The sequence below is a fragment of the Desulfamplus magnetovallimortis genome (assembly GCF_900170035.1).
GTDB lineage: Bacteria > Desulfobacterota > Desulfobacteria > Desulfobacterales > Desulfobacteraceae > Desulfamplus > Desulfamplus magnetovallimortis.
The window spans coordinates 1-25,953 of record NZ_LT828547.1 but is presented as its reverse complement, the minus strand read 5'-3'; the positions used below and the strand labels follow the sequence as shown (position 1 = coordinate 25,953).

The 25,953-nt window shown below is 41.9% G+C and carries 25 protein-coding genes; 6 read left to right on the top strand and 19 right to left on the bottom strand.

Going from position 1 to position 25,953, the window contains the following annotated elements; translation table 11 throughout:
- Positions 1–77: 77 nt before the first annotated feature.
- Entirely contained in the window at positions 78–431 is a 354-nt protein-coding gene (divK, locus tag MTBBW1_RS14200; RefSeq protein WP_080804434.1) for a DVU0259 family response regulator domain-containing protein, read from the bottom strand.
- Between the two features lie 124 nt (positions 432–555).
- Complete coding sequence (locus MTBBW1_RS14195) at positions 556–3,819, bottom strand: MASE3 domain-containing protein (RefSeq protein WP_080804433.1); 3,264 nt, start codon at positions 3,817–3,819, stop codon at positions 556–558.
- Between the two features lie 562 nt (positions 3,820–4,381).
- Between MTBBW1_RS14195 and MTBBW1_RS14190 the strand changes: the two genes are divergently transcribed.
- Complete coding sequence (locus MTBBW1_RS14190) at positions 4,382–5,503, top strand: ATP-binding protein (protein ID WP_186441315.1); 1,122 nt, start codon at positions 4,382–4,384, stop codon at positions 5,501–5,503.
- A gap of 417 nt (positions 5,504–5,920) precedes the next feature.
- Here MTBBW1_RS14190 and MTBBW1_RS14185 read toward each other — a convergent pair whose 3' ends face one another.
- The 9 genes from MTBBW1_RS14185 to MTBBW1_RS14145 all read right to left on the bottom strand — a co-directional run bounded on the left by MTBBW1_RS14185 (position 5,921) and on the right by MTBBW1_RS14145 (position 13,942).
- Complete coding sequence (locus MTBBW1_RS14185) at positions 5,921–6,631, bottom strand: hypothetical protein (RefSeq protein ID WP_080804432.1); 711 nt, start codon at positions 6,629–6,631, stop codon at positions 5,921–5,923.
- Positions 6,632–7,064: 433 nt separating this feature from the next.
- The gene (locus tag MTBBW1_RS14180) at positions 7,065–7,439 is read right to left on the bottom strand and encodes a DsrE family protein (protein ID WP_080804431.1); all 375 of its coding nucleotides are present in this window, start codon (positions 7,437–7,439) and stop codon (positions 7,065–7,067) included.
- 120 nt (positions 7,440–7,559) lie between these two features.
- Positions 7,560–8,486, bottom strand: coding sequence for a heterodisulfide reductase-related iron-sulfur binding cluster (locus MTBBW1_RS14175; RefSeq protein WP_080804430.1), 927 nt, complete (start codon positions 8,484–8,486; stop codon positions 7,560–7,562).
- Positions 8,487–8,488: 2 nt separating this feature from the next.
- On the bottom strand, positions 8,489–8,887 hold the full coding sequence (locus MTBBW1_RS14170) for a 4Fe-4S dicluster domain-containing protein (protein ID WP_245809390.1): 399 nt from the start codon (positions 8,885–8,887) through the stop codon (positions 8,489–8,491).
- Positions 8,887–9,294: a hypothetical protein gene (locus MTBBW1_RS14165; RefSeq protein ID WP_080804429.1), complete on the bottom strand. Its 408-nt coding sequence runs from the start codon at positions 9,292–9,294 to the stop codon at positions 8,887–8,889. The genes MTBBW1_RS14170 and MTBBW1_RS14165 overlap by 1 nt, the downstream gene beginning before the upstream one ends.
- 32 nt (positions 9,295–9,326) lie before the next feature.
- Entirely contained in the window at positions 9,327–11,471 is a 2,145-nt protein-coding gene (locus MTBBW1_RS14160) for a CoB--CoM heterodisulfide reductase iron-sulfur subunit A family protein (protein WP_080804428.1), read from the bottom strand.
- Between the two features lie 18 nt (positions 11,472–11,489).
- The gene (locus MTBBW1_RS14155) at positions 11,490–12,914 is read right to left on the bottom strand and encodes a CoB--CoM heterodisulfide reductase iron-sulfur subunit A family protein (RefSeq protein ID WP_080804427.1); all 1,425 of its coding nucleotides are present in this window, start codon (positions 12,912–12,914) and stop codon (positions 11,490–11,492) included.
- 346 nt (positions 12,915–13,260) lie between these two features.
- Positions 13,261–13,683, bottom strand: a complete 423-nt coding sequence (locus MTBBW1_RS14150; RefSeq protein ID WP_080804426.1) for a hydrogenase iron-sulfur subunit — start codon at positions 13,681–13,683, stop codon at positions 13,261–13,263.
- Positions 13,684–13,693: 10 nt separating this feature from the next.
- Complete coding sequence (locus MTBBW1_RS14145) at positions 13,694–13,942, bottom strand: sulfurtransferase TusA family protein (RefSeq protein WP_080804425.1); 249 nt, start codon at positions 13,940–13,942, stop codon at positions 13,694–13,696.
- A 701-nt stretch (positions 13,943–14,643) separates the two neighbouring features.
- On the opposite strand from MTBBW1_RS14145, the gene MTBBW1_RS14140 reads away from it, so the two are divergent.
- The 5 genes from MTBBW1_RS14140 (at position 14,644) to MTBBW1_RS14120 (ending at position 21,581) form a co-directional block, all read left to right on the top strand.
- Complete coding sequence (locus tag MTBBW1_RS14140) at positions 14,644–16,254, top strand: sigma-54 interaction domain-containing protein (protein ID WP_080804585.1); 1,611 nt, start codon at positions 14,644–14,646, stop codon at positions 16,252–16,254.
- A gap of 296 nt (positions 16,255–16,550) precedes the next feature.
- On the top strand, positions 16,551–17,753 hold the full coding sequence (locus MTBBW1_RS14135) for a glycosyltransferase family protein (RefSeq protein WP_080804424.1): 1,203 nt from the start codon (positions 16,551–16,553) through the stop codon (positions 17,751–17,753).
- Between the two features lie 421 nt (positions 17,754–18,174).
- Positions 18,175–19,689, top strand: coding sequence for a glycosyltransferase family 4 protein (locus tag MTBBW1_RS29575; RefSeq protein WP_245809389.1), 1,515 nt, complete (start codon positions 18,175–18,177; stop codon positions 19,687–19,689).
- A 33-nt stretch (positions 19,690–19,722) separates the two neighbouring features.
- Positions 19,723–20,400 carry a histidine phosphatase family protein gene (locus tag MTBBW1_RS14125; RefSeq protein ID WP_080804423.1) on the top strand — a complete coding sequence of 226 codons (678 nt, stop codon included), beginning with the start codon at positions 19,723–19,725 and terminating at the stop codon, positions 20,398–20,400.
- Complete coding sequence (locus MTBBW1_RS14120) at positions 20,397–21,581, top strand: glycosyltransferase family protein (RefSeq protein WP_080804422.1); 1,185 nt, start codon at positions 20,397–20,399, stop codon at positions 21,579–21,581. The genes MTBBW1_RS14125 and MTBBW1_RS14120 overlap by 4 nt, the downstream gene beginning before the upstream one ends.
- On the opposite strand, the gene MTBBW1_RS29570 is transcribed toward MTBBW1_RS14120, so the two are convergent.
- The 8 genes from MTBBW1_RS29570 to MTBBW1_RS28410 all read right to left on the bottom strand — a co-directional run.
- Positions 21,572–21,652: a type II toxin-antitoxin system RelE/ParE family toxin gene (locus tag MTBBW1_RS29570; RefSeq protein ID WP_245809410.1), complete on the bottom strand. Its 81-nt coding sequence runs from the start codon at positions 21,650–21,652 to the stop codon at positions 21,572–21,574. The two genes, MTBBW1_RS14120 and MTBBW1_RS29570, sit on opposite strands and share 10 nt — an antisense overlap.
- Positions 21,653–21,721: 69 nt before the next feature.
- Positions 21,722–22,156: a type II toxin-antitoxin system VapC family toxin gene (locus MTBBW1_RS14110; RefSeq protein WP_080804421.1), complete on the bottom strand. Its 435-nt coding sequence runs from the start codon at positions 22,154–22,156 to the stop codon at positions 21,722–21,724.
- Positions 22,157–22,162: 6 nt separating this feature from the next.
- On the bottom strand, positions 22,163–22,459 hold the full coding sequence (locus MTBBW1_RS14105) for a hypothetical protein (RefSeq protein WP_080804420.1): 297 nt from the start codon (positions 22,457–22,459) through the stop codon (positions 22,163–22,165).
- 256 nt (positions 22,460–22,715) lie between these two features.
- Complete coding sequence (locus tag MTBBW1_RS14100; RefSeq protein WP_080804419.1) at positions 22,716–23,060, bottom strand: helix-turn-helix domain-containing protein; 345 nt, start codon at positions 23,058–23,060, stop codon at positions 22,716–22,718.
- A gap of 2 nt (positions 23,061–23,062) precedes the next feature.
- Positions 23,063–23,437, bottom strand: a complete 375-nt coding sequence (locus tag MTBBW1_RS14095) for a type II toxin-antitoxin system RelE/ParE family toxin (RefSeq protein WP_245809388.1) — start codon at positions 23,435–23,437, stop codon at positions 23,063–23,065.
- Between the two features lie 332 nt (positions 23,438–23,769).
- On the bottom strand, positions 23,770–24,099 hold the full coding sequence (locus MTBBW1_RS14090; protein ID WP_281255644.1) for a transposase: 330 nt from the start codon (positions 24,097–24,099) through the stop codon (positions 23,770–23,772).
- Between the two features lie 230 nt (positions 24,100–24,329).
- Entirely contained in the window at positions 24,330–25,253 is a 924-nt protein-coding gene (locus MTBBW1_RS14085) for a hypothetical protein (RefSeq protein ID WP_080804418.1), read from the bottom strand.
- A gap of 261 nt (positions 25,254–25,514) precedes the next feature.
- The coding region (locus tag MTBBW1_RS28410) for a hypothetical protein (RefSeq protein WP_186441314.1) at positions 25,515–25,953 on the bottom strand (439 nt) is incomplete at its 5' end.

Sequence of the window (25,953 nt, the reverse complement as noted above, 5' to 3'; positions counted from 1 at the left end):
CGTCTTTGAGTGGCATAGAGCCTCTCAGGATATGCCCATACATTTCATTTTTCATTGCACCCTCAGGAGCGTGAGGGTTAGCCTATTGTATTTTTTACAATTTCAATTAATTTTTCTGGATCAAAAGGTTTGGCAAGCCATGTGACAGCCTTGCCTATGGAAAGATGGCGGCTTGCAAGGCCGCTTATAACAATAACAGGGATATCTTTGAACTCTTCCTGCTTGGATATTCGCCTGAAAAATTTAGGTCCCCACTCTTTTGGCATTTCAAGATCCAGGGTAATCAGATCCGGAGTCTCTTTTTTCAGGACTTCAAATGCTTCTGCACCATCATTGGCGGTGCATGTTGCATATCCATTATCACTGAAAATGCTCACAAGATACTTTACAATGGCAGGATCATCATCAACAACAAGAATTTTTTTTGTCATGTCTCCCTCACTTTATGCCCATCAAGTTATGGTGGTTATTAACAACTGGCTACATCCTGTGTTATGCATAATATGGTCATAACATACTCACTGTTTTTTGCAAATAACTATTTAGCATTTGCTTTCAAATCTCTTTGGTAGTTGGGGAAGTGTCTAATAATTTTCGTATTGCAGCAGCAATATCCCTGTTGAGAACCGGTTTAAGAATAATCTCGTCCACACCCGTTGATTTGAGTTCATTCATGTTCAGCTCATCACTGAAACCTGTGCATAGTATAACAGGGATATCTGCTCTGATCTTCTTTATGGCAGATGTCAGTCTGTCACCTGTCATGTCGGGCATTATAAGATCTGTTATCAACAGATCAAACTTTTCAGGGGATTGTCTGAAGGCTTCAAGTGCAGCAATGCTTGATGAGTAACTGCTTATGCTGTATCCCAGGCGCATTAGCAGAAGTTTTATCATTTCAATAACCGGCGCTTCATCATCCACAAGAAGGAGATGTTCATCACCTCCTTTAATGCTTTCATTATACTTGTTACCTGTTTCTGTCATAGGCTTTTTCTCTTCCGTTATGCAAGGAAGGTAAACCTTGAATGTTGTTCCGGTTTCAGGATTGCTTTGGAAACAGACGTGTCCTCCTGCATTGTTTACAATGCCGTGGATCACGGCAAGTCCCATTCCGGTTCCCTTGCCTTCTGCCTTTGTGGTAAAGTAGGGATCAAAGATTTTTGAAGCAATGGAAGAGTCAATTCCGCAGCCTGTGTCTGTTATCTCCAAGCATGCATATGTGCCCTCTGGCATGTCCATTTTTTGAGACTGTATCCTGTCAATGTAATCTTCATTCAACGAGACAAAAAGCTCTCCTTTTCCCTTGGACTCCATTGCATGAAGGGAGTTTGTAGCAATGTTCATAAGAACCTGGTGGAATTTTACAGGATTTATAAGGCACATGGAGCAATTTGCATTGATATTGTGATTTATCCTGATGGTGCTGGGGAAAGTTGATCGGAGAAGTTTCAGCACCTCTTTTATTACAGGTTGCAGCATTGTTGGTTCTGCTTCTCCGTCACTCTGGCGGCTGAAGGCAAGAATCTGCTTTACAAGTTCACTGGATCGTCCGGCTGCCTCCATAATGGAATCTACATAGTGATGGAGGGGGCTGTTCTTTGGAAGGTCATCCTTGAGCATTTCTGTATGCCCCATGATGGGAAAGAGCATGTTATTGAAATCATGGGCAATCCCACCTGCAAGGGTTCCAATTGCTTCCATTTTTTGGGCTTGTTCAAGGCGTCTTTGCACATCAAGCTCTTCGGTTATATCTTTTTTGATGGCAATGAAATTGAGTATCTTACCATTTTCATCAAGTACCGGTGAGATGGTTGTATCCTCAGTAAATAGGGCACCATTTTTGTGGCGATTCACTATTCTGCCTGACCATGTTCTGCCAGCTTTAAGGGTCTCCCACATTTTTCTGTAAAATCCTGAATCCTGCTTACCGCTTTTGAGAAAACGGGGATTTTTGCCCATGGACTCTTTTTGTGAGTATCCGGTGATCTTCTCAAAACCTGGATTTACAAAGGTAATTATACCATTTGAATCTGTTATAATTATACCTTCCTGAACTTGGTCAATGGCTGATTTAAGGCGGAGTATCTCTTCCTGTATGAGTATGTTTTCTGTGACGTCAATGGATATTGCACCGGCAGATTTTATATTTCCATTTTCTTCCTGAACAGGGAAAAGGGTTGTGATGTAATCTTTGGAGTTTGCATTTAAAAAGATGTTATCCTTGAATTGACTTGATTTGCCGGTTTTGAAGATCTCATTGATTCTTAGCATGAATTGCTCAGATATTTCTTGTGGCAGAAGGTCATTAAATGAGTGATCAATTATCTTTTCAGGAGGTATTCCAATTACATCAGCGAGGCTTTGGTTGGCAAGCTGATATCTCCCGTTGTTGTCATAGATGGAAATCAGTGCAGGTGAATTTTCAATAATGCTCTCAAGCATTTTTTGGGATTTTTCCAGTGCATCTTCTGCTTTTTTGCGTTCAATTATATCCCATCCCATGGAAGCAATGCTGGTGACAGTCTCAATATCCTCTTGGGTGTAAGGGCTTGGTTTGTTGCCAACTCCAAGGATCGCCACAATGCAGTCTCCTCTGAATACAGGCACAGTCAGTTCCCTTAGAATGCTTATATGGCCGGGGGGTAATCCTTTTTTCCCTTCTGCCTTTTCGTAATCATTGTGAATTACGGGTTTTCCGGTGCGAAGTGAGTCAGCCCAGATACCTGCCCTGTCAATTGGATAGTGGGATAGAGAATCTGGAATATTGCATGCATTGCTTAGTGTGGCAGAAGACCACATCTGAAGAGATATACTATTTTTATCCCAATCCACAAAATGGATAAAGCCGATTCTGGATTCAGTCAGCATCTCCACCTCATCCAGTACTTTCTGAAGAAGTTCTTCCACAGTGCAGTTAAAAGAGAACTGGTTTATACGCAGCCTTGATTCCATGATCAAAAGTGAACGTTTCTGGGGTACAATTATATTTTGTTCAAGGGATTTTTTTTCTTCCAGCAATCCATGGAATATAAGCGAATATGGCTCTTTAAAACCTGATTTAATAATTGCAATAAAAATTATATAAAAAGAAATAATTTTGAAAAAATGCCCCATAAGATTCGATAACCCATAGACACTCACATAAAAAGTGAAGCATAGCTCGGCACATATTGTGATTCCAATGGATATTATTATCAGTTTATATACCCTGGCCTCCATGAGGTTGCGTTTAAAAAACATAAGGAGTGCTGCAAATGCAAGAATAACGCAGATGGAATATTCACTGCCTTTTTTAAAAAAGGTAAGGCCTGTGCCCTCAATGTAGCATACGGGAAAAAGCGGAAGCATGAAAATGGAAATGATGACAATACTTGTGACTGCGCTGTATATGAAGAGAATAAAATTTATGGATGTAACCTTTTTTTTGATCAGCATGGGAAATATTAAAAGTGAGATGGCTTCCATATATCGCGCTGAAATCCATAGTTGAGTGGCAATATTGGCAGAACTTTCTAAGGCAAAAACTCCCATACCCTTGTATGATAGGGTGTGAAGAAGATCAATGAAACCCACAAATAGATAGGCGACACCAAGAAAGGTAAAGCTGTTATCCATTGCGAATTTTCGTGCATTCCATACAAGCAGAAAAACACCCCAGGCAACGGTGATGGAAAATATTTCTGCAATGCCATGAAAAAGCAGGAAGTTAAATCTGCTGACCATATAAAGAGCAAAGAGGATGGCAGCAAGAGTTATAAGGTTTGTGTATAGCTCAGAAAGGTATTCTCTATTAGTATTTTGGGGAATAATATCCATAAAATAAAAGTCTCATGCTGTTTCAAACTCCCCCTCTCAAGTCTGTAAAATGTGGCTGGGGGCGAGGTGATACTTTGATCTGATTAACTTGATCTGATAAGGGAACGACTCTCCTGACAAATTTCAGGATAAAGTGTACAGTTAAAAATGGTTCTCTTCAAGTGAAAAGTGTATGGTTATGTGCATTCTAAAGCAATCTTACCACTGATTTTTTTGACCATTGCGCATTGATTTGCACAATAGTCTTGACTTTTATGCAAACCAATGCACAATAGTTAAATTCTTATTTCTGGTTTTCGTATTATTTGGGCAAGAGAATCAGAAAACCTCTTTGGCTCTGGCTTGTCCAAGTTAGGATAATCTCCGTTGAGATTTTTTTATTAAAAAGTTTACGTAACGCGCTGACATATAAAGACTTTCATCCCTTCGATTGTGGCGGTAATCCGCCATCTACGTTTATATGAAAGTCTCAATAAATAGCTGTTTTTAAAACGACTTTCATTTCTTCGATTGTGGCGGACATCCGCCATGTACGTTATTCGGAATTTGGAGGATTTCCTTTATGGATAGACACCAAAAAAACAGGATCATGCAGGATCTTGAAAAAAAGATGGTATTCATTACCGGTCCAAGGCAGGTCGGTAAAACCTGGCTTGCAAAAGAGGTGGGAAAGTCATTTGCAGAAACGCTTTATCTTAACTATGACCATTCAGGTGACAGGCAGATTATACAGGAAGAGGGATGGCTTGACAAAACAAGACTGCTGATTCTGGATGAACTTCATAAAATGAGCGGCTGGAAAAATTATCTCAAAGGCGTTTATGACACGAAACCTGATCACATGAAGATTCTGGTGACAGGCAGTGCAAGACTTGAGGCCTTCAGGTATCAGGGTGATTCGCTGGCCGGACGATTTTTCAGGCATCGTCTTCTCCCATTTTCTCCTGCTGAACTGTTTCATACAGGGGAACAACCAGACTTGACAAAGTTACTGATTCGTGGTGGTTTCCCTGAACCATTTCTGACAGAACAGGCAGTTGATGCGGATCGCTGGCGCCTTCAGTATATAGACGGTCTGATTCGTACCGATGTACTTGATTTTGACAAAATCCATGACTTTAGGGCCCTGAATCTTGTTCTGGAGCTATTGAGAACCAGAACAGGTTCTCCTGTGTCATACAGATCTATTTCCGAGGATGTTCAGATTTCTCCCAATACTGTAAAGAAATATATAGGCATCCTTGAATCTCTCTTCATAGTGTTTAGGGTATCCCCGTTTTCCAGAAATATTGCACGGTCAATTTTGAAAGAACCTAAAATTTATTTTTTTGATACCGGTATGGTAAGGGGAGATGAGGGGGCAAAGTTTGAGAACATGGTTGCCCTATGTCTGCTTAAACATCAGTATATTATGGAAGACTGGTATGGCATACCCTCTTCTTTGAATTATTTGAGGACAAAAGATGGAAAAGAGGTAGATTTCTGCCTGGTCAGGGAGAATATTCCGGAAACAATGATTGAAGTGAAACTTTCGGACAGCAATCCATCAAAAAACATTATCTACTTTCATCAAAGATACGCCATTCCTGCTGTTCAACTTGTCATGTATCTTAAAAGAGAACATAAAAAACAGGGCATTGAGATAAGAAGGGGGATAGATTATCTCAAGTCACTCAAGATATAATCCTTGATTAGTTTATCATGTATAGTTTGTTGGATTTGTTTTTTATTGATTTTTTGCAAAGGCCATGTCAGACTTATTTTTAACAATGGAGAATTAAAGTCTTTATATGTCCTCAAAGTCGAAACCTATGATCTTGTAAGCATTGTCAACATTGTCTGAATCAGGATTCCCAAGATTAACAAGATAAGGCAGGATTATCTATCCTGAGCATCCTATCCATCCTGGTTATCCTGATTCAGACAAATGCAATAACTTCACAAAAATCGCTCTCTTTTAAATTTGCTCCAAAGCAGTTTATATTTTGGGGGCAAAAGTATCGGAACATGGGGATATCTCTTTTAAAAGTGCAAAACAAGAAACTAAGTATACCCAAAAAAAATTAGATGACGATTTTTAAAAATTAACAAAAGCAGATTATTAAAAAAATTGAGGCTGGCAGGCAATCCCAGCCTCTCCAAATTCACTATACAGATTTTTAAGCCTTTCATTTGCCGTGGAAACAGCATCAGGCTTTAGTTCTTCCTGATCTGTCTGATAGCAGGCAAGGCATCTCTGAAATTCACCATTGCTTCCAAGCGTTGAAATTGCAAAGTTGCCCATCAGAAATGTCTGTTTATTTTTTTTGTTTGCAAAATGTTCAACAGCCGGAATTGCATCAAGATTGACCTTAACTTCAACCTTATTACCCTCTTTTGCGATATTGATATAATCATGGATTGTGAGAACACCATCTTTTGTGTGAGACGCCTCTTCAGAATCATCCTTAAATTTTACAATCATCTCTTCAAGGCTGAAAAATTTCTCTTCAATTGCAATACCTGCATCTTTCATCTTTTTGTAGTCACGTTGAAGATAGCGGTTGGCAATCATTACGGCCTGGGCTACATGTGGGCAGAGATTATGCTGACACCCCTTTGCATAGCATTTTCTGAACATGAATTCATTGCCGTTAACTGTACCGCTGTACCTGCAAAGGAAAATATATGCCTGGAAAGCGGCATTTTCATGGGCAAAATCCACAGGTACCACTTCAAAAGAGAGGGATATGGATAGATCCATACCCTGTTGTTTCAGATGGATCAGGTCTGTGACTCTTTTGGGGGGATTTTTTGCAACAGATAATTCCATTTTGGTTACCTCTCTTAAAATTTTGTACCCTTTAAGACATCCTTCATAGCAACTCAAAATTAGTTTACACTTTTCGAAAAATTCTGAACCATGATTTAAGGATTAACACGATTAAAAATCAAGGTAATCCCTTAATCATGAAAATCATGGTTCAAAAAAAGTGTAAACCGACAAATGAAAGATGCCCCCTTTAGTTGGATAACTTCCCCGTTACTCTCTTATCCATAAGATGGAGATTTAGAGTAACGGGGTAAGCTAAATAGGCAGATTATTTAAACCGTTATGGCAGTGGATGTATGCTGTCATGGCAGTAGAGACAAGGCATGCCTTGTCTCTATTACCACCTCCGATTATGAAAATGATGATGGGTATTTTCTCATGGACGGGGGTAGCTTCTCATGGACATGGGTAGCATTAAATTGCCCATGAAGGTTTAATAAACCATCTGGGCATCAGAGGCAGCAGCCATGATATTTAGGGTACCGCCGGCTGTTACCTGTGCCCCTTCAATGAGATCTGAGTCTGCAATATTTCGCTCCTCCATGCATGGTTTGCAAACATGGATTTCACCGCCCTGGGCAATGTAATCAGAGATGAGTTTTTTCAGTGCAGGAAATCCGCCTGTGGCTGGTACATGATCAGTAAAGCCTTTTTGGGCAAGCTGCACAGCCTTGCCCTGGAGAGCAACCTTTACATCCATGTCAAGGGCCATGCCTGCATTGGCCATTGCAAAGCAGATGGATGCTTTTTCAGCATTGTCAGCGCCAGATGTGCAGAAATATACAATTTTTTCCTGTTTTTCTTCCATGATAAATTCTCCTTGTGATGTTATTGTCTTGGTGTAAAATCAACCGACTTTGGGGTTTAAAAAATATTTTTGTAAAAAAAACAGTTTGCTGGTTTCAAAAAAAATATTCATTTTAAGGGGTTATGCATGCCTTGCAACAAGTGCAGAAAAATCCTCAACATTGGCACCTGATTTTTTAAGGTTGCCAAGACATATGGGGCAGAGAGCCACAATGGGGTTACCAGGTTCTTTAAGCTCTTCAACTCTCTTTTCCATTATGGTTTTTGAAAGGGCCGGAGAAATTGATTCAGCAGGTCCGCCGCAGCAGCTTGTAAATTCTCCGGAGTTTCTGATTTTTGATGACTGGATTCCAAGGCCTGAAAGCACTTTTCTGGGAGCATCTGATACATTAAGGTATCTGCCATAAAAGCATGGATCGTGGATGGTCACCGTCATGTTGCACTTTCCTGATGAAAGTCTCATCATCTCAAACCAGGGTTTGACCTCAAAATGTGCGCCAGCATATTTTGGAAACAACACCTTAAGAGCATATGTGGTATGGGGATCAACTGTTATGATCTTTTTTATCCCTTTTTGTTTTAGTTTTTTTGCAACAAACTTTGCATGTCGTACAAACCCTTCCTGATCACCCATGTCGTAAAGCAGAATTCCTGAGTAGTTGTCAATGGAAGGATCATATCCAAAATCGACCTTTGATTTTTTAAGAAGTGTTGCAATGTCAACAAGTGCCTGGCCTGCTTTTCTCTTTTCGCTGAAGGGTGTTATGACAGCAAGTCCAAGGCCGGACAGATAACCTGGTACATACCTTGCGTATTTAAGATAATCTGCCCATGGAGTATCTTCAAACATCTCAAGATAGTGGGTGGAGCGATCTATGAAAGGTGTGAACTGGTACATAAGCCCTGTAAAGAGCATGTACTCACCGGATGTTTGAAGATCTGCCTTCTGCCACCACTTGTTGACCAGAAATTTTGGAATACCAAATGGGCTTCGGGTCTGTTTAACGTTATTGGCAAGGACTTCAATGATATCTCTTGGATTGAACATGATTATGACCTCCTCCATCCGGAAAGAACGAACCGTTTCAGAGCAAGGATAACCTCTCCAGGATCTGCTTCCCTTGGGCATGTGCGGGTGCAGAGACCACAGTGAAGACAGCGCCACAGCTCTTCGGCATTATCAAGAATGCGATCCTTTGCTCCGATCTGCACATAGCGGATCATTTTTCTGGGAAAACTCTCCCCCACAAGGGGGCATATTGCCGAGCAGGTGCCGCAGTTAAAGCACTCAAGTACTGTATCATCACCGCATTTACTAAGCTCCTCGGCAAAGGCAATGGAGATTGAACCTGATGGTGTATCCTTAAGGGTGTCTCCATTGGATTCCATACCGGTTTTGACACCGGAGGTTATCCATGATTTTATTTTTGACTGGATTGTGGTTGTCATTATGCACCTGCCTTATCCAGGGATTTTTCCGTTGAGTTGTCCCGGGCTTTTTCAGTTGATTTATCCCGGGCTGTTTTCGTTTTTTCGTCCTTATCAGTCTGCCCGGTCTTCTCAGTTGGGATCAGGGAATATTTAAACCATGCCCCCTCTTTTGTTGATTCCAGCACCTCTCCGTATTTTTTCATGGCCATGACATACCATAGAGTCTGGTTGACAGGCATTGAGACACCATCTGCAATTGCAGGTACTGTGGCATCGCCGTTTTTGAGAAAATCTCTTATGACTTTCATCTCTTTTTTCTGGTTTTTCATAAGGGCCGAGGCATTGGCGATGCTATCTTTTCGCTGGGTGCGAAGCTGTTTAATGGCCTCTTTTTTCTGCTCTTTGTCAAGGGATTTTGAATTCATTTTCTGGTTCCTCCCGAAGGGTGACACAACGATTATGCGGCCATGCCGTCAGCAACTATGGCATCCACCATCTTTTCGTACTGTTTAAGCGCCCATCCATTGAGATCTATGGCACTATCCTGGCAAACAGCAACACAGGCACCGCATCCAAGGCATATGGCCGGAGTAACCCTGGCAACCTTGACTTTTTCGTCAGATGCACCTGAATTTCTGCTTGTTTCTATCTCAACCATGTTAAGGGCACCTTCTTTGATGCACGCTTCCACACACGAACCGCACCCTGTACATCTCTCTTCGTTCACTTCAGCAACAAATGGGGGAAGTTCTATGTAGCCCTTGTTTAGAAGAGCTGCTGCCTTGGCTGCTGCCGCACCTGCTGCATTGGATGCTTCTCCTGCATCCATGGGGGCCTGGCATGTTCCTGCAAGGAAGATCCCTGCCACCGGAAATTCAACAGGTCTGAGTTTTGGATGGACTTCAAGCAGGAATCTGTCTGTACCCACAGGTATTTTCATGGCTTTTACAAGGGAGGATACATCGTTTGGCTCAACACCTGTGGCAAGTACCACAAGATCCACCGGTATATCAAAAGTTTCTCCAAATGTAAGAGTATCCTGAACCGTTACATTAAGAGGAAATTGAGGCTCTCCTGATCGCCTGCCGTTAAAAGCCTGGCTGGCTGGGGATCTCAGGTTGTCTGATGTGTCAGATTCAAGCTCTTCCCTTGTTTTTACTTCAGGTTCAGCACCTGCCTCAAATCTCATGAAGATGACCTTGTTTTCTGCTGCACGGTTGTAAAGCTCCTCCTGGCCTCTTCCATATGTCCTGATATCACGGTACATTTCATAGACGGTTGTCCCGGGGAATGCCTTTCTGATGGTAACTGATGCATTGAGCATTGCAGAGCAGCATGTTCTTGAGCAGTATTCGTTAAGATATCCGCTGCTGCCTGGTTCATGGATACCTGGAATCTGGCGGCTTCCCACACAATGGATCATGGCAATACTTCTGATTTTTCTGCCGTTCCATGTGAAAAGCTCCCTGCTGAATTTTGAGGAACTCTCCGGAATATTAACTTTTTTAAGCTGGGAGATAAGCTCCTCAAGAGTTATTACCTGTTTGTTCCTGCCATATCCGAACTCCCCGGGCACGGGGATATATGTGTGGGAACCAGTTGCCATTACAATGGCTCCTGTTTCAATGACTCCAGCTCCAGTGGTTCCGGCTTCATGGAGTTCGGTTTCAGAGGTTCCTTTTGCAATGCTTCCGGTTTTAATCGCTCCGTTTTTCAGTTCTGAGGTTTTGCTGCCTGCACCTTTTTGTGTATTCCTGTTGTTTTTAATGGTGATGACAAAATTGCCCACATATCCTGTTACATCCACAATATCGCAGTCAGTATGGAGTGTGATTCTTTTGTGGGCATTTATTTTGCGGGTCAGCTTCTCAATTATGTCGGCCGCATACTCACCTGTTGGAGCCAGGCGATCAAGGCGGTTGAGCATTCCTCCCGGAGCTGATGTCTTTTCAATAAGGGCAACATCAATGCCTTTGTCTGCAATGCCGAGGGCAGTTGTCATGCCTGATATGCCGCCGCCAATGACTGTTGTATGTTTTTTTGCATCCACTCTGACAGGTTCCAGGGGTTTTAGAAGCCCTGCCTTGGCTGCTGCTGCTGCCACAAGTGTTGTTGCCTTGTCAGTTGCCGGATCTCCGTGGTGAACCCAGCTTACCTGTTCACGTATGTTTGCATGTTCATAAATAAATGGGTTGGCACCGGCCCTTTCAATGGCGCTTCTGAATGTGGTTTCATGGAGGCTCGGGGCACATGAGGCCACAACCACGCGATCCACAAGGCCGTTTTTAAGGTCTTCAATTATAAGCTCCTGACCAGGGTCAGAGCACATGAACATATTGGTTCTGGAGATTGCCACATCCGGAAGTTTTTCCATGCGCTCACGCACAGCTTCCACATCCACATGATCTGATATGTTCCCGCCGCAGTAGCAGATATAGACACCAACTTTCTGTTTTTTATCCTTTGCTTCACTCTCTCCTGACTCATTTTTCCCGTTTCCGGTTTGAGAAGTTGCACTCTTTTCCTTTTCCGCCTGTCCGGTTGCAGGTACGGTTTCATTCTGCTCGGTTTCTGGCTGACGGATTTCTGTCTGATCGTTCATCCTGATTATCCTCCCTGCCTATGCGGCTGCACCGTTTGATGTTGCATTGGCCATCTGACCCTTTGCAGTCATGTAGCGTGCTGCTTCCATGGCCGCTGATCCGGATTCTGTTATTGTATCCACAATATCCTTGGGGCCTGCGGCAGCTCCGGTTACAAAAACTCCTTCCATGGTGGTGAGCACAGGCGACATTTTTGGCTGGATCGAGGTGATGAAGCGATCCTCGGCAGTTGATACCGGACATATTCCGTTGGGATTCCATCCCGGGGTCATGCCAAGGGAGAGAACCACAAGATCGTGGGTGTTTTCTGTAATGGTTCCATCCTGCTGATTTTCAAATCTTACAATGGCGCTGCCGTTATCGCCGCCGTCAATGCGTGCAACTTTGCCCTTGATAAACTCTATGCCCATGGCCTTTGCATTCTGATAAAACTGCTCGTAGCCCTTTCCAAATGCCCTGATATCCATATAATATATGGTCACATCTGCAAGGGGCAAAGCTCCTGCCAGAAGCATTGCCTGCTTTATGGCGTACATGCAGCACACCCTGGAGCAGTACGATACACCCATGCTCTTGTCCCTTGAACCAGCGCACTGGATGTATGCAATGGAATCTGGTTCCATGCCGTCCCAGGGGCGAAGTACACGATTAAATGGACCGTGAGGTGCAAGAAGACGTTCCATCTGAAGTGCATCAATGACGTTGGGAATTTCGCCGCAGCCGTATTGAACCTTGTTTTTAAGGGGAGTCATCTCAAAACCTGTTGCAATTATAGCTGTTTTTGCTGACAGGGTAAAAGTTTCAGGTTTCTGAAAGTAATCTATTGCCTGGGTGGGACACACCTTTTCGCACTGGCCGCAAAGCATGCAATATTCAGGTTCAAGTACTGCAAGCTGTGGAATTGCATTGGAGAATGGTATTGAGATGGCCTTGGTTGCTGAAAAACCGCCTTGTTCAGGGTCAGGTCTGTAAACAGGGCACACATATTCGCATTTTCGGCAGCCAATGCATTTATCTGCATCAACATACCTTGGCATCTGGGTGATTGAGGCTGTTACACCGCTGCTGCCTTTGCCATGGCAACCAGAGGAGGGGGCGGTTTTGTCCTGGCTGCCAGAAGATGTGCTGATTTTGCCCTGGCTGTTATTGGAACTGCTGCCTTTGATCTCAATGGAATTAAGTGAGTTAAGATTGCAGCGTGTAAAAAGAGTTATATTGTCATGGTGTGCAGCCGATGCCATTTTGGGAGTGGTTATGCAGCTTGCGCAGTCAAGGGTTGGAAAAACCTTGGAAAGGCGTATCATCTTGCCGCCAATGGATGCGTCTTTTTCTATCACTGCCACTTTATATCCCTGATCAGCAAGATCCAGGGCAGACTGGAGACCGGCAATGCCCCCACCCACCACAAGGGTGTCGAAACTGTTTTGTTGCGTGGAGTTCATATATTCCTCCCGGACTTGTTGTTGAAACGGTGTATTGACAGTGGTGAAGGATTGACGATGCATGACAGGCGATACATCATGAGCGATGCATCACAGGCGATACATGGTACAACCTGAACCACTGTTATATCCTCAAAGTCGACACCTATGATCTTGTAAACCTTGTCAACACTGTCTGAATCAGGATTCCCAAGATTAACAGGATAAGGCAGGATTATCTATCTTGAGCATCCTATCCATCCTGGTTATCCTGGTTCAGACAACTGCAATAACTTCTGCAAAAGCAATAAGATATCGATTTTGAGTATATCTTGATCCACCGTTACTGTATGTTTATGATCTGCTGTCAGGCACTCAACTGTGGAGGCCCAAGTTCCTGGATAAGGGCGTTCATCTGTTTTACTTCATTGAGAAATGCCCTGTTGCACACTGTGCAGATGGCTGTAAGCCGAAGGCGTCTGAGATCCAGTTGCATGGCCTTCATCTTTTTGTAAACATTGTCTAACCGTTTTGCCAGTGCGTGGTATGCACCTTCATAGGGACACTCTTCACCGCAGGACATTATGATGATGCCGCTGATCCCTTTCCTGAAGCAGTCGAAATAGAATGATTCAGGAAAGAGAACCGGCGCCCTGACCCTTAGAATATATGTGTTTGCCGGATAGGAAGAGTGGGCCTGCCCAACGGAATCAGCGCCGGGGTATGCGCAGCTCTCTGTTGCCAGAATCAAGATTTTTCCTTCGCCTTTACTGTTTCCCTGGGAAGCCATGTTCACCTGCCTATTTTTTGCGGGTTATAAAATGTTTGTCATATCCGTCAGCTTCAACAAAGCCCATGTATTCGTGGCCAACTTTGCCTGCCCATGCAGGGATATCAACCCTTGTGCCTGAGTCATTGGAGAGAATTTCCAGAACCTGTCCAACCTGCACTTTGCCGATGCCTTTTTTTGCCTCAAGAAGAGGACCCGGGCATGCACTTCCTCTGGCGTCAACTGAACCGGATGCTTCGATACTATTGAGATCTGTCATGGTGTTACCTCCATATTGATTTTGTTGTGGATTCCGTTACTTTATGTTTTGTTTCTGGTGATGCTTACCTGGCATAAGTCTATCAGCAAAGAGAGTGCCAACAGCTTGATAAATGTTCATACAATATCCATTCTCTATGTATAACTATTTGATTTTAATATTATTTGGGGATGTGGAATTGTGTGCATGTGAAGCTTTAAACTGTTTGAAGAAGGCTATTGGAATATTAACTGCCGTTACCAGTAACCTATAGTAGCGCAACATTGCGTTATTAGATGAGGTGTTTTATTATTAGCGTTCCCTAATGAGATGTGAACGCCATGAGATACGATAAAAAAATGGGTATATTTCGAAGCAAATTTTACTTATTAAGTTAAATATAAACTGGAAAACGAAGAATGGTGCAATACGGCATCAATTATGCTTTAATGTTATTAAACCATCATGGCAGTAGAGACAAGGCATGCCTTGTCTCTACTTCGCCACCTCCGATTATGAAGATGATGAGAGATATTTTCACGGTAACTTATTATTGCAGATTTTTGTTTTATCTTGGCAAGAGAATCGGAAAACCTCTTTGGTTCTGGCAGGTACAGGTTAGGATATTACTCAGAGAATATCGAAATTTGCCCAAATTGGGATGCCAAAATGTTGTTCTGGAAGTCCATATATACAGGAAGGAAGAGAAGGGAGATGCAGTCATGAAGAATCATGAGTTCTGGGATGTACGATTTTTCAATCAGATTCTTGACACCATGGCAGACGGGCTCTTTACGCTTGACAGCACAGGTATAATTACTTCATGGAACCTTTCCATGGAGCGCATTACAGGCTATCCTGCCCAGGAGGCCATGGGAAGGAGTTGCCAGCTACTTCAGTGCAGTCGCTGTTTTGGCAAAAATTGTGTTGAAAATGCAGATTGTGAAGTTCTGCAAAAGGGTAAATCTGAAGCCAAGGAGTGTAGGGTTCGGCACAGGGAGGGGTATGATGTTCCTGTGATTAAAAGTGCAAGGGCAGTGAGAGGAGAGAGTGGTGAGTTGCTCGGGATTGTGGAGACCCTTACTGATCTTACAGAGTTGAGCCGGATGCGCAAAAAGGCAGAAGAGGCGGAACGGCGCCTTGGCGAAGTGCATCGCCTTGGTAATATCATAGGAAAAGGCCCTTCAATGCAGAGGGTTTTTGATGCAATAACCGCTGCTGCTGAAAGCAGGGCTACAGTTCTTGTTCAGGGGGAGAGCGGTACCGGCAAGGAGCTTGTGGCAGGAGCCATTCACTATAACAGCCCCAATGCAGAAGGTCCTTTTGTGACAGTCAATTGCAGTGCCCTTTCTGAAACCCTTCTGGAGAGTGAGCTTTTCGGTCATGTAAAGGGGGCATTTACAGGAGCATATAAGGAGCGTACAGGTCGTTTTGAAAAGGCAGATGGCGGTACCATTTTTTTGGATGAAATAGGGGAGTTGACCCCTTACATGCAGGTTAAGCTTCTGAGGGTTCTCCAGGAGCGAGAAATTGAAAGGGTGGGGGACTCCAGAAAGATAAACATTGATATAAGGGTGGTTGCAGCCACACACCAGAATCTATATAACCTTGTCATGGAAGGGCGTTTTAGAGAAGATCTTTTTTATCGACTCAAGGTTTTTCCCATCAATGTTCCGCCACTTAGGGAGAGGCGTGAGGATATTCCTCTTCTCATTCGTCATTTCATTGACAAAGGTAATGAAAGGGATGGAAAAAATGTCCAGGATCTTTCAAGGGATGCCATGGAGCGGCTTATGGAGTACCACTGGCCAGGAAATGTAAGAGAGCTTGAAAATGCAATGGAGCATGCTTTTGTGCTTTGCCGATCACGGCAGATTGACATTGCAGACCTGCCGGTTGAGATCCGCTCTTCATCAACCTGTATGGATGGATTTAACTTTTTGTCATCCCCTGAGAATGAACTTGATCCCTATAGTGCCCATCTATCAGGTAATATAAACTCTTCTGCTAATCTCCATTCATCATATGGCCGTAACTACAATGTCGTGGATGCTCAGAATAACAACAGAAACCCATCCGGAAGAGCAAACGTAAACAAGATGGGGCATCACCCTGGTGCAGGCTATGCATCAATATCACCAGGATATGCTCCGGCAGGAATTCCTTCAAAAAGACTCACCCGTGAATATCTCATGCAACTTCTCCACGAAAGTGACTGGAATAAAGCAGAAGTGGGACGCAGAATCGGGAAAAGTCGAACTTCTGTCTGGAAATACATGAAAAAATGGGATATCCCTCTTCAGAAACCAGGGATTAATGTGGGGCTTTTATAGCATTGTTTGTAGGGAATGCTGGCATGCTCACGTAATAACCCAAAATCGACATCTTATTGCTTGTTCAGAAGTTATTGCAGTTGTCTGAATCAAGATAACCAGGATGGATAGGATACTCAGGATAGATAATCCTGCCTTATCTTGTTAATCTTGGGAATCCTGATTCAGACAGTTTTGACAAGGCTTACAAGATCATAGGTGTTGACTTTGAGTAATCACTTACCCTTTTCAAGAACGGGGAGAGATTCCAAATCTGTCCCAAAAGTATGATCGTCAGCCATTTTTCAGGAATATTCATGATTAAAAGCAAAACATATAATATTCTCATGTACTCCCATGATACCTATGGGCTTGGGCACATCCGCCGTACCATGGCCATTGCTTCAAGCCTAAGGGAGAGGGGAATAAATATTCTTATTCTGACAGGTTCCCCTCTGGCAGGCCGTTTTGATTTTCCGCCCCAGATTGATTTTATCAGAATCCCCGGTATGATCAAAAAGACCAATGAAGAGTATTTTCCACTTTCCATCAAGATAAATCCCGGCCATGCCATGGATATACGCCAGAGTATCATTGCTGCCACAGCCAAAGCGTTCCGCCCTGATCTTTTCATTGTGGACAAAGAGCCTCTGGGTTTGAAAAAAGAGATTCTTCCTACATTGAGGTGGATAAAAAAGCATCTTCCACGCACAAAAACGGTTATGGGGTTAAGAGATATAATGGATGATGCAGAGACCATTAAGGAGAACTGGCATCGTCGGGGAACATATGATGTCTTTGAGAAACTTTACAGCGAGATATGGGTTTACGGGGTACAAGAAATATATGATCCTGCAAAGGAGTATGAGATGCAGGATTCAATTCGTGAAAAAATGCATTTTACCGGTTATATCCCCAGAAGAGAGCCTGAACAAAGGGAGATCATCAAGGAGCGGAAAAGCAATGGCATAAAAGTGGATGATAAACTTGTGGTAGTTACCACAGGAGGAGGTGGAGATGGTTCTGCTGTAATTGAGGCTTACCTTGGGATGATAAGAAAGCTAAAGCATGATTTGAATGGTGAGATTCCATTTCAAAGTATTGTCATAACAGGCCCTTTTATGTCCTCTTCAAAGAGAAAACTTTTTTTCAGACAGGCACGGGAACTTGGAATCAAGGCGTTTCATTTCTATCGTCAGATGGAAAAACTAATGGCCGGAGCAGATGTGGTTGTGACAATGGGCGGGTACAATACCCTTTGTGAGCTTATGACCCTAAAAATTCCGGGTCTTGTTATTCCAAGGGAGACACCAAGGCTTGAACAGCTTATCAGGGCACAGAGATTTCACAGTTTCGGCTATATTGATTATATTAGATGGAATGAGCTTACCCCTGAAAGTCTTGCTATAAAGATCTTTGCACTGCTTGAAAATCCACTCGCAGGAAAGGAGGCCATGCTCAACTTCCCTTTAACAGGCATTGAAGTGATGAAAAAGCGTATTGAAAGCTTCAGGGGATGATTGATATTTCACTATTGCCTGTCAATTATAATTTTTTAGAATCGTTAGATATTAACTCAAAATCGACATCTTATTGCTTTTTCATAAATTATTGCAGTTGTCTGAACCAGGATAATTAGGATGGATAGGATGCTCAGGATAGAGAATCCTCCTGCCTTACCTTTGTTAATCTTGGGAATCCTGATTCAGACAGTGTTGACAAGGCTTACAAGATCATAGGTGTTGACTTTGAGTATTAAACTGGATGCCCCTGTAAAAAGCCAGAGTCTCCAAAATCACTATTAATGATTTCAACATGTTACAGCCTGAAAAATGCTGAAATCGGACTTTTTACGACTTCATCAAACTGACATGATTGCGTATCAATTACCCCCAAGTATAAAAATGATAGTCATTTTCACGGTAAAGAGAATTTATAAATATGAGTGAATATAAGATAGAAGAAAAGAGACCTGTTCTCGGTATGATTCTGAAGGGATATCCAAGAATTTCAGAGACATTTATATCCAATGAAATACTTCTGCTGGAGCAGCTTGGATTTAAGATTCACCTTTTTTCAATGCGCCATCCTCGTGAATCATTTACCCATAAAAGTGTTGAAAGCATCAAGGCTGAAGTTGATTATCTTCCCCATGAAATTATAAGATTTCTGCCGCTGTTTCTGTACCACAATATTCTGTTTGCATTTAAAAATCCGGCTTTATATGCAAAGGCTTTAAGATTGGCTTTCAGGCGTTTTACAAGAACCCGTAAATCTGCCACCATCAAGCATTTGCTTCAGGCAGGCCTTATTGCCCACAAATTGATGCCTGGTAAAAATATTGTCCATCTCCATGCCCATTTTGCCCACTCTCCAACATCTGTTGCCATGTTCACAAGCCTTCTTGCCGGCATTGACTTCAGCTTTACCGGTCATGCTAAGGATATCTATACAAGTGATCCTAAGCAGTTGCAGGAGAAGATTGAGATGGCAAAGTTTGTTGTTACCTGTACTGGATACAACCAGAACTATCTTGAATCAGTTGCAAGGGGCAAAAAGAGCATTCATGCTGTATATCATGGCATTGATCTTAATCTTTTTCAACTTCATGACTCCGGAAAGAGTCTGGAAGATGTTGAGAAAAGCCTTGAAGATGTTGAGAAAAGCCTTGAAGATGTTGAGAAAAGCCTTGAAGGTGTTGAGAAAAGCCTTGAAGGTGTTGAGAAAAGCTTTGAAGTTGTTGAGAAAAGCTTTGAAGATGTTGATAAGGGACTGGAAGATGTTGATAAAAATCATGAAAATGTTGAGCAGGGTATGGAAACTGTTGTGCCTGCTCTCCCTGAAACTCCATGGCAGCTTTTTACAGTTGCAAGAATGGTGAGGAAAAAGGGTCTTCCCACAGTCTATAAAACCCTTGCCATTCTTAAGGATCGTGGTTTTAATTTTCGCCATACTCTTGTGGGAGACGGTGATGACAGGGAAAAAATTCTAGCTCTTATAAAGGATTTGAATCTTGCTCCACAATGCCGCTGGCTTGGAACCCTGACCCATGAAGAGGTGATAGAGCACTACAGAAAATCCCATGCATTTATTTTGGGATGTGAAGTTGCACCAAATGGGGACAGGGACGGAATTCCCAATGTTTTTGTGGAGAGCATGGCTATGGGTGTACCTGTTGTCTCCACAACTGTATCCGCCATTCCTGAAATCATTATAAACGAAAAAACCGGCCTGATGGTTGCACCAGCCAAGCCAGATGAGTTTGCAGATGCAGTTCAGCGTATCATGACAGATGGAGCCTTAAGAGATACCGTTATAAAGGGTGGGAAAAAGCGCGTAAAAGAGCTTTTTGACAACAAGAGGCTTATAGAAAAACTTGCCGGAATTTATCTTGAGGAGCAGCCTCTTCTGTCACATAGCTTATGTGGCTCCAAATTTCCGGATGAGCAAACCTGACACAGAAAAAACTTATGAGTAACGAGGCTTTTAATGACAGAGTTTGTCTTGATGCGTCATGCAGAAACAATATGGAACAGGCAGAAAAAAATCCAGGGCACTAAGGATTCTCCTCTTACACCATTTGGAGAAGAGATGGCTATTGGCTGGGGAAAGGAGCTTAAAAAAAAGGAGAATCAAGCAGGGAGATTTTCAAGCATCCTTTCAAGTGACCTTGGGCGAGCTGTAAAAACTGCGCGACTTGTCAACAGTTGCCTTGATATTCCCCTTATGATGGATATAGGATTGAGGGAGATGGATTGGGGTGAGTGGACAGGTAAAGTATATAAAGAGATAAGAAAGGCATCACCGGAAGCTGTTAAAAAGCAGGTGCATCTATGCTGGCAATTCAGACCACCCGGAGGGGAGAGCCGAATTGATCTTCTCCAGAGGAGCCTTGATGCCCTGGAATCTGCTTCTGAAAAATTCTCGTTTGCGGAAAAAGAGAGGATTCTTGTGGTTACCCATGAGGGTGTTATTCGCACTCTTATTAACTATTTTTTTAACAGATCTTTCATGTGGAATGAGCCTGATATAATGGAACCTTGGAATCTGCACAGTTTTTTTTATGATCATGAGGAAACTGCATTTAAGTTAAAACAGGTTAATATGCTGAAACTCTCTCTTCCTCCAGCGGGCGATCAATATTGTGCAAAGAAAGGTGTAAAGTGAAGATATTCATGTATTGCCAGCATGTCCTTGGTGTGGGGCATTTTTTCAGGGCACTTGAAATTTGCAGAGCAATGAAGGGGCACGATGTGGTTCTGATCACAGGTGGTGCTCCTGTGGAAAGCATTTTGCCTGAAAATGTAAGAGAAATTCGCCTGCCTCCCCTTATGATGGACAGGAATTTTTCCGGTATCTACTCCCATGACAGGGATAAGAGTGTGGAGCAGGCAAAAAGCGAGAGAAGGGATTTTTTTTATAGATGTTTCATTGAAGAAAGACCAGATATACTGATTGTTGAGCTTTATCCTTTTGGCAGAAAGGCCTTCCGTTTTGAGCTTGATCCTGTTTTGAAGGGTATCTGTAACGGAACTCTGCCGCCATGCAGGGTTGTTTGCAGTTTAAGGGATATTCTGGTGGAAAAAGATGATGTTGAATCCTATGAAAAGCGTGTGATTAAAACCCTTAATCAATATTTTGATGCTCTTCTTGTCCATTCTGATCCTGATTTTTTACGCCTTGACACTACCTTTTCAAGGATGGATGAAATTACTGTTCCTGTTCATTATACAGGATTTGTGGCTTCAATGCCGGATAGAGGAAAAACATTAAGTGAACTTTGGCCTCTGCCTGCTGGCAGTGATGCCTCTTGTCAAAGGATAATTGTCAGCGTCGGGGGGGGCAATGTGGGCAGGGAACTTCTTATTGCAGTTGTTAATACTATCGCTTTGATAAACAGAAGTGAGGGCTTTAGGAATAGGAAAAAAATCTTTGTTAAACTCTTTTCAGGTCATTTTATGGATGATGAGACCTTTTCATTTTTGAAACAGTTTGAGTCAGAGTTTGTCCAAGTATCAAGGTTTACATCTGATTTTCTGAACCTCATGTCTCTATCTGACCTTTCAATAAGCATGGCCGGATACAATACCTGTATGAATATTCTGGCATCTGGTGTACCGGCAATTGTATGGCCGTTTGATCAGAACAGGGAGCAGCGCCTCAGGGCAACACTTCTCTCCTACAGACATCCTATTAAAGTACTGTCGGATGATGATCTTGCGCCGGAGAAGTTTTCAGTCATTATTCAGGAGATTCTTGATACAAGTAATAAAGGAAGAGTAAAAATCAATCTTTCCGGTGCTGTTAACAGTGCAAGACTTATTGTTCTGCCTTCTATCTATTCGTAGTGAGTCCACATGCGGATAATTTTAACAATTTTTTCATCAATCATAATTTGGTAAACAACTCTATGTTGAATATTTAACCTTCTTGAGTAGGCACCGGCTAAATCTCCAACAAGTTTCTGCTTTGATTTACTAAATAATTATCATAGCAACCAGTTTTCCCGCTCGAATGAATCTGGCAGCAGCTTTAAAAGGTGTTTGTCGGCAGTGGCGATTTTTAGACTATGATGCTTTGCCGTGACTGCAATCAACAGATCGAAGTCAGGGATTTTTGTACCTTGTTTCTGCAATTCAGCCTTGATTTCACCAAACAAAAGCCAGATTTGATCAGTCAGAGTAAGAGCGGGGATAGCTCGTTTAAACCCATTCACTCGTGCAAGGCTTTTCTCTTTTTGATGTGATAGCATTGCACCAAAATATAGTTCACCAAGGCTAACTTCGCTTAAATACACACCTTCATCCCTTACTGACTGGAAAATCTCAATTATGCGGGCTTCTTTTTTGGTTTGTTTCGGTTCAGGTTTATCCCAGCCATTCAATAAGCAAATACAGTGATTGGTATCCAAAAGATATGACATAGCAATTTATTCAAAATGAGGAATATTTGTTTTATCCAAACGGGCAGTTTGAATACGCTCAATCCATTTGTCTGAATCCTCCCACTCATCCAAAGTTGGTAAAGAGTTCAAGATTTGGATACGTTCTTCGGCAAAAACAAAAGGCAAACCTTCTCGTGTGGTTGCTAAACCCGCCTCATTTTCTGCCGCCAAAATTTCTTGATGAATTGACTGCACCACACGGATACGTAAATGTTGAGGCAATCGGTGAAGCCTACTAATAAAATTTTCTTTTCTTTCAATTTGAAACGCTTGGGTGTCCATTGATTTTCTCTCCATAGTTTTTATGATTCAAAAAAAAATTCCCTTTAATCATAAAACGTTCAAATCGAAAAAGCAAAAAAATAAGGCTCTTTCAATTTTAGTCCCCTCAAAAAAACAACTTCAAGCAGAAAGGACACCCTACATACAGATCAATATTTTTGACTCAAAATTAATTGAAAATGCTAACGGTGAAATAACCAGCCGCGCCAAGGGCTTAGGGCTTACGGGAAAGCGCCTCCCGTTCTCGCGGTCTGGTTTATTGTTTTGTTGGCAGGCAATCAACAATATTCAAACGATAATCCAGTATTCCTGGTGACCTTTTAAGAAGATCTAAAAGAACTTTTGTAGATCCGCTTGGCTTTCTTTTGCCTTGTTCCCATTGCCTTATTGATGAAGGACTAACGTTCAACAATTTGGCAAAAACACTCTGGCTAAGATTCATTTTTTCCCTGATTTCTTTGATTTGAAAATTTGTCAGATGAACTTCAGGGATTTCTACACCAAGAGAATCAAGTTCTTTTTTTGTAAAAGATGTCTTTAACCCGGAATTGATTAAATCCTGTACCGTCTCTCCAATTGCACTTTTTATTGATTCTCTCATTCTTATACCTCCAGATCAAACAATATTTGTTGTTCAATAGCATGTTGAAGCTGATTGGGGCCCAAGGAAAGAAGGTCTTTACCTAACTTTTTAAAATATTGTAGCTCAGATTTGTCGATATTCGATTTTTCGTTTTTTGCAAATCCGTAGATAAAAATTGCCCTATCTTCTTTTTTGTAGACTACGATCGTTCTGAAAGCAGAACTTTTACCTCTATTTGTAGAGCTAACTCGAATTTTATAAAGTCCACTACCCAAGTCTGCTGTTGATAAATTATTTTCCAAATTATCAACAGCTTTCAATACTTCCTGGTTCTTTATTTTTGTCTTCTTGAGCCATTTTCTAAACCATTTTGTTGATAATGTTTTCATAGGCATAATATAACTCATTGTGATATAGCCATCAAGAAAAAAATAGATTATATGATATTGCTCAAAATATGCCGTCCAGTATCAATCAATACTTCTCAATGACCACAACCATCCGGTCGTCTGCGTCTGCGGCTGCGTCTGCGGGGTCGGGCCACAATAACAAATTGAAATCATTTATAATTCACTCCAAAATTACATGTTTTCAAGGCACATATCTTCTTTTTTAGACCCCAAATTGAAGTCATAGGGGCATGATTCTTCGCTCAACACGTATTCCTCAGGCGTCTCCCGGACTCGACGCCCCGATGCTCTGCCGCCCAATTTCGCCTTAATCCCCTTTAAATGGCGACTGCATGGTAGCGATCTTCCCAATATGCACCTTTACGTTTTTTTCGAAGATTGTATTCCTGGGCACAACGTCCTGCTGTCAACTGTATGGATTTCGGTATGGTCTCACGGACTCCCTCATCGACCACCAAAAAATGAATATGGTTGGAGGTCACCACGTAATTCAAGATGGTCAACCCATAACGTCGTTTGGATTCAAACAACCATTGAATCCAGCGCTTCTTGTCTTTGGCAAATTTCAAAAGAAATTCTCGTTGGTGACAGCGATGTGTTATGTGCCACACTTGGCCAGGAATATAATGTCTTTTTGCGCGTGCCATTTTCTCGTTTTCGGTGTCAAAAAGTTCAATATAAGCCCTTTATATTGAAGAAAATTCAAAGATTTCTCTATGATTATAATCTGTTATGATGGCCCGACCCCACTCCGCCACACGACCCCGATTCGGTCATAAAATTACATCGGATATTAACGAGTCCGTAGAATAAGTCCCAATATTTAATTATACTTGAATTTGAACAAAAGTACTTATTCTACAGTTTCAATACTGAACTAAAAAAGCATGTCACTGCTTTCTACAGTAACTGGCATTTTTGTTATTGTAATTTCCTGAGAGCCGAGCATAACCTTGCCATTGCTGATAATCATGTTAACACTTTCGTCAGAAAAAATGAGACTTTGAGCACTGTTTGTTGCAGGGATCTTAATTTTTGTTCCTTCTGTGGCATTTTCTAAGAAGATTGTAGCACCAGATCGATAAACATCAAACTCATAAGAATTTCCTTCAATACCTATAAGGTTCAAACCAGGAAAATTTATACATTCTACTTGACCGCCAGATTTTAAATCGATTCTATTAACACCTGCTGATCCGTACAGCTTAACAAACTCACCATCATTGATAGTGATTGGCTCAGACTGATCTGTTAAAATATGATAAGACTCTGTATTCCCGGCGACACTCGTAAACTCAGTGTTAAGTGTATAAGTCCCTATGGATGACATATAACTTCTAACTGCGATGTAATATGTCCCGGCGGACAAATCCTCAGATATTAAAAAATTAAGAGAATCTCCATCATCATCATCGTCAGCAATATCCGTGCATGCAGCGTTCTTCAAGTCACCCAACGTATCTAAATCGCCACTGGTATATACCTGTAATGTACCTTGTGAAGGCAAGGTGATTTTGAAGTGATCTGAATCATCGCCAATTTCAATTTCTCCGGCAATCGTGCTATTAATATTTATAACCTGAGCAGATGTACAATTATCTCCATAGTCATCAGTAGCCAATGCTGTTGTCGTGAAAGTTTGATCACTACCATAGGTAGTCCCTGCACTATTGACAGCAACAAAGCGAAAAAAATAGGTTGTGTTAGAAGCCATGCCTGGAAAATCTATGTAATAACTTTCTGAAATGGTTTCATTTCCGATATCAAATATATCGGATTTTATACCATAACTTGCTGTCAACCCGAACTCTAGATAAATTGTGGTTGAAAGTCCGTTGGGATTGACGGTAACATTTAATCTAGCCGAATCAGAAGTTATATTAGTAGCTGACTGATCAGTTATAGATGGTTTTGATCCTGATTGAGTATAAATGCCTGTTGTTGATTGATTCTGCCCATCTTGGATAGTGACAGTTTTATCTGACGGAGTGTCCCACCCTGCAATATCCTTAAATTCAATAATATGCTCACCAACATCAAGATCTGAAACACTATTTCCACTCTAATTCCATGTACCGCTGTCAACACGCCATTGAGCACCTGCTGTAACTGCACTTGCTGGTGAAATATTAACAGTAAGAGAGCCAACACTCTGGTTAGCCCCAGGTAAATATATATATCTAAGATCTTTGTACTGATAATGGGCGTCGAAATAAGCAATATGTAAGCCACCTGTGGAGTCTATGGCACTTGTAATAAACTTGGCGTATAAGTTTGTAGTAATGGGATCTCCCCAATTGTTATAAGAACCAGTCAAATAAGTCAAATATGAGGCTGGTGCTGTCTGACAAAAAACATAAGCAGTATTTGTGGAGTCCACTGATATGGTTGGATACCTATGATATGTTAATCCTACAATCGTCTCATCAACAAAATTATCTGACATATCTTTTTTACCATATTTTACATAGTCACCTTCAGCAGAATCACCATTAATACCG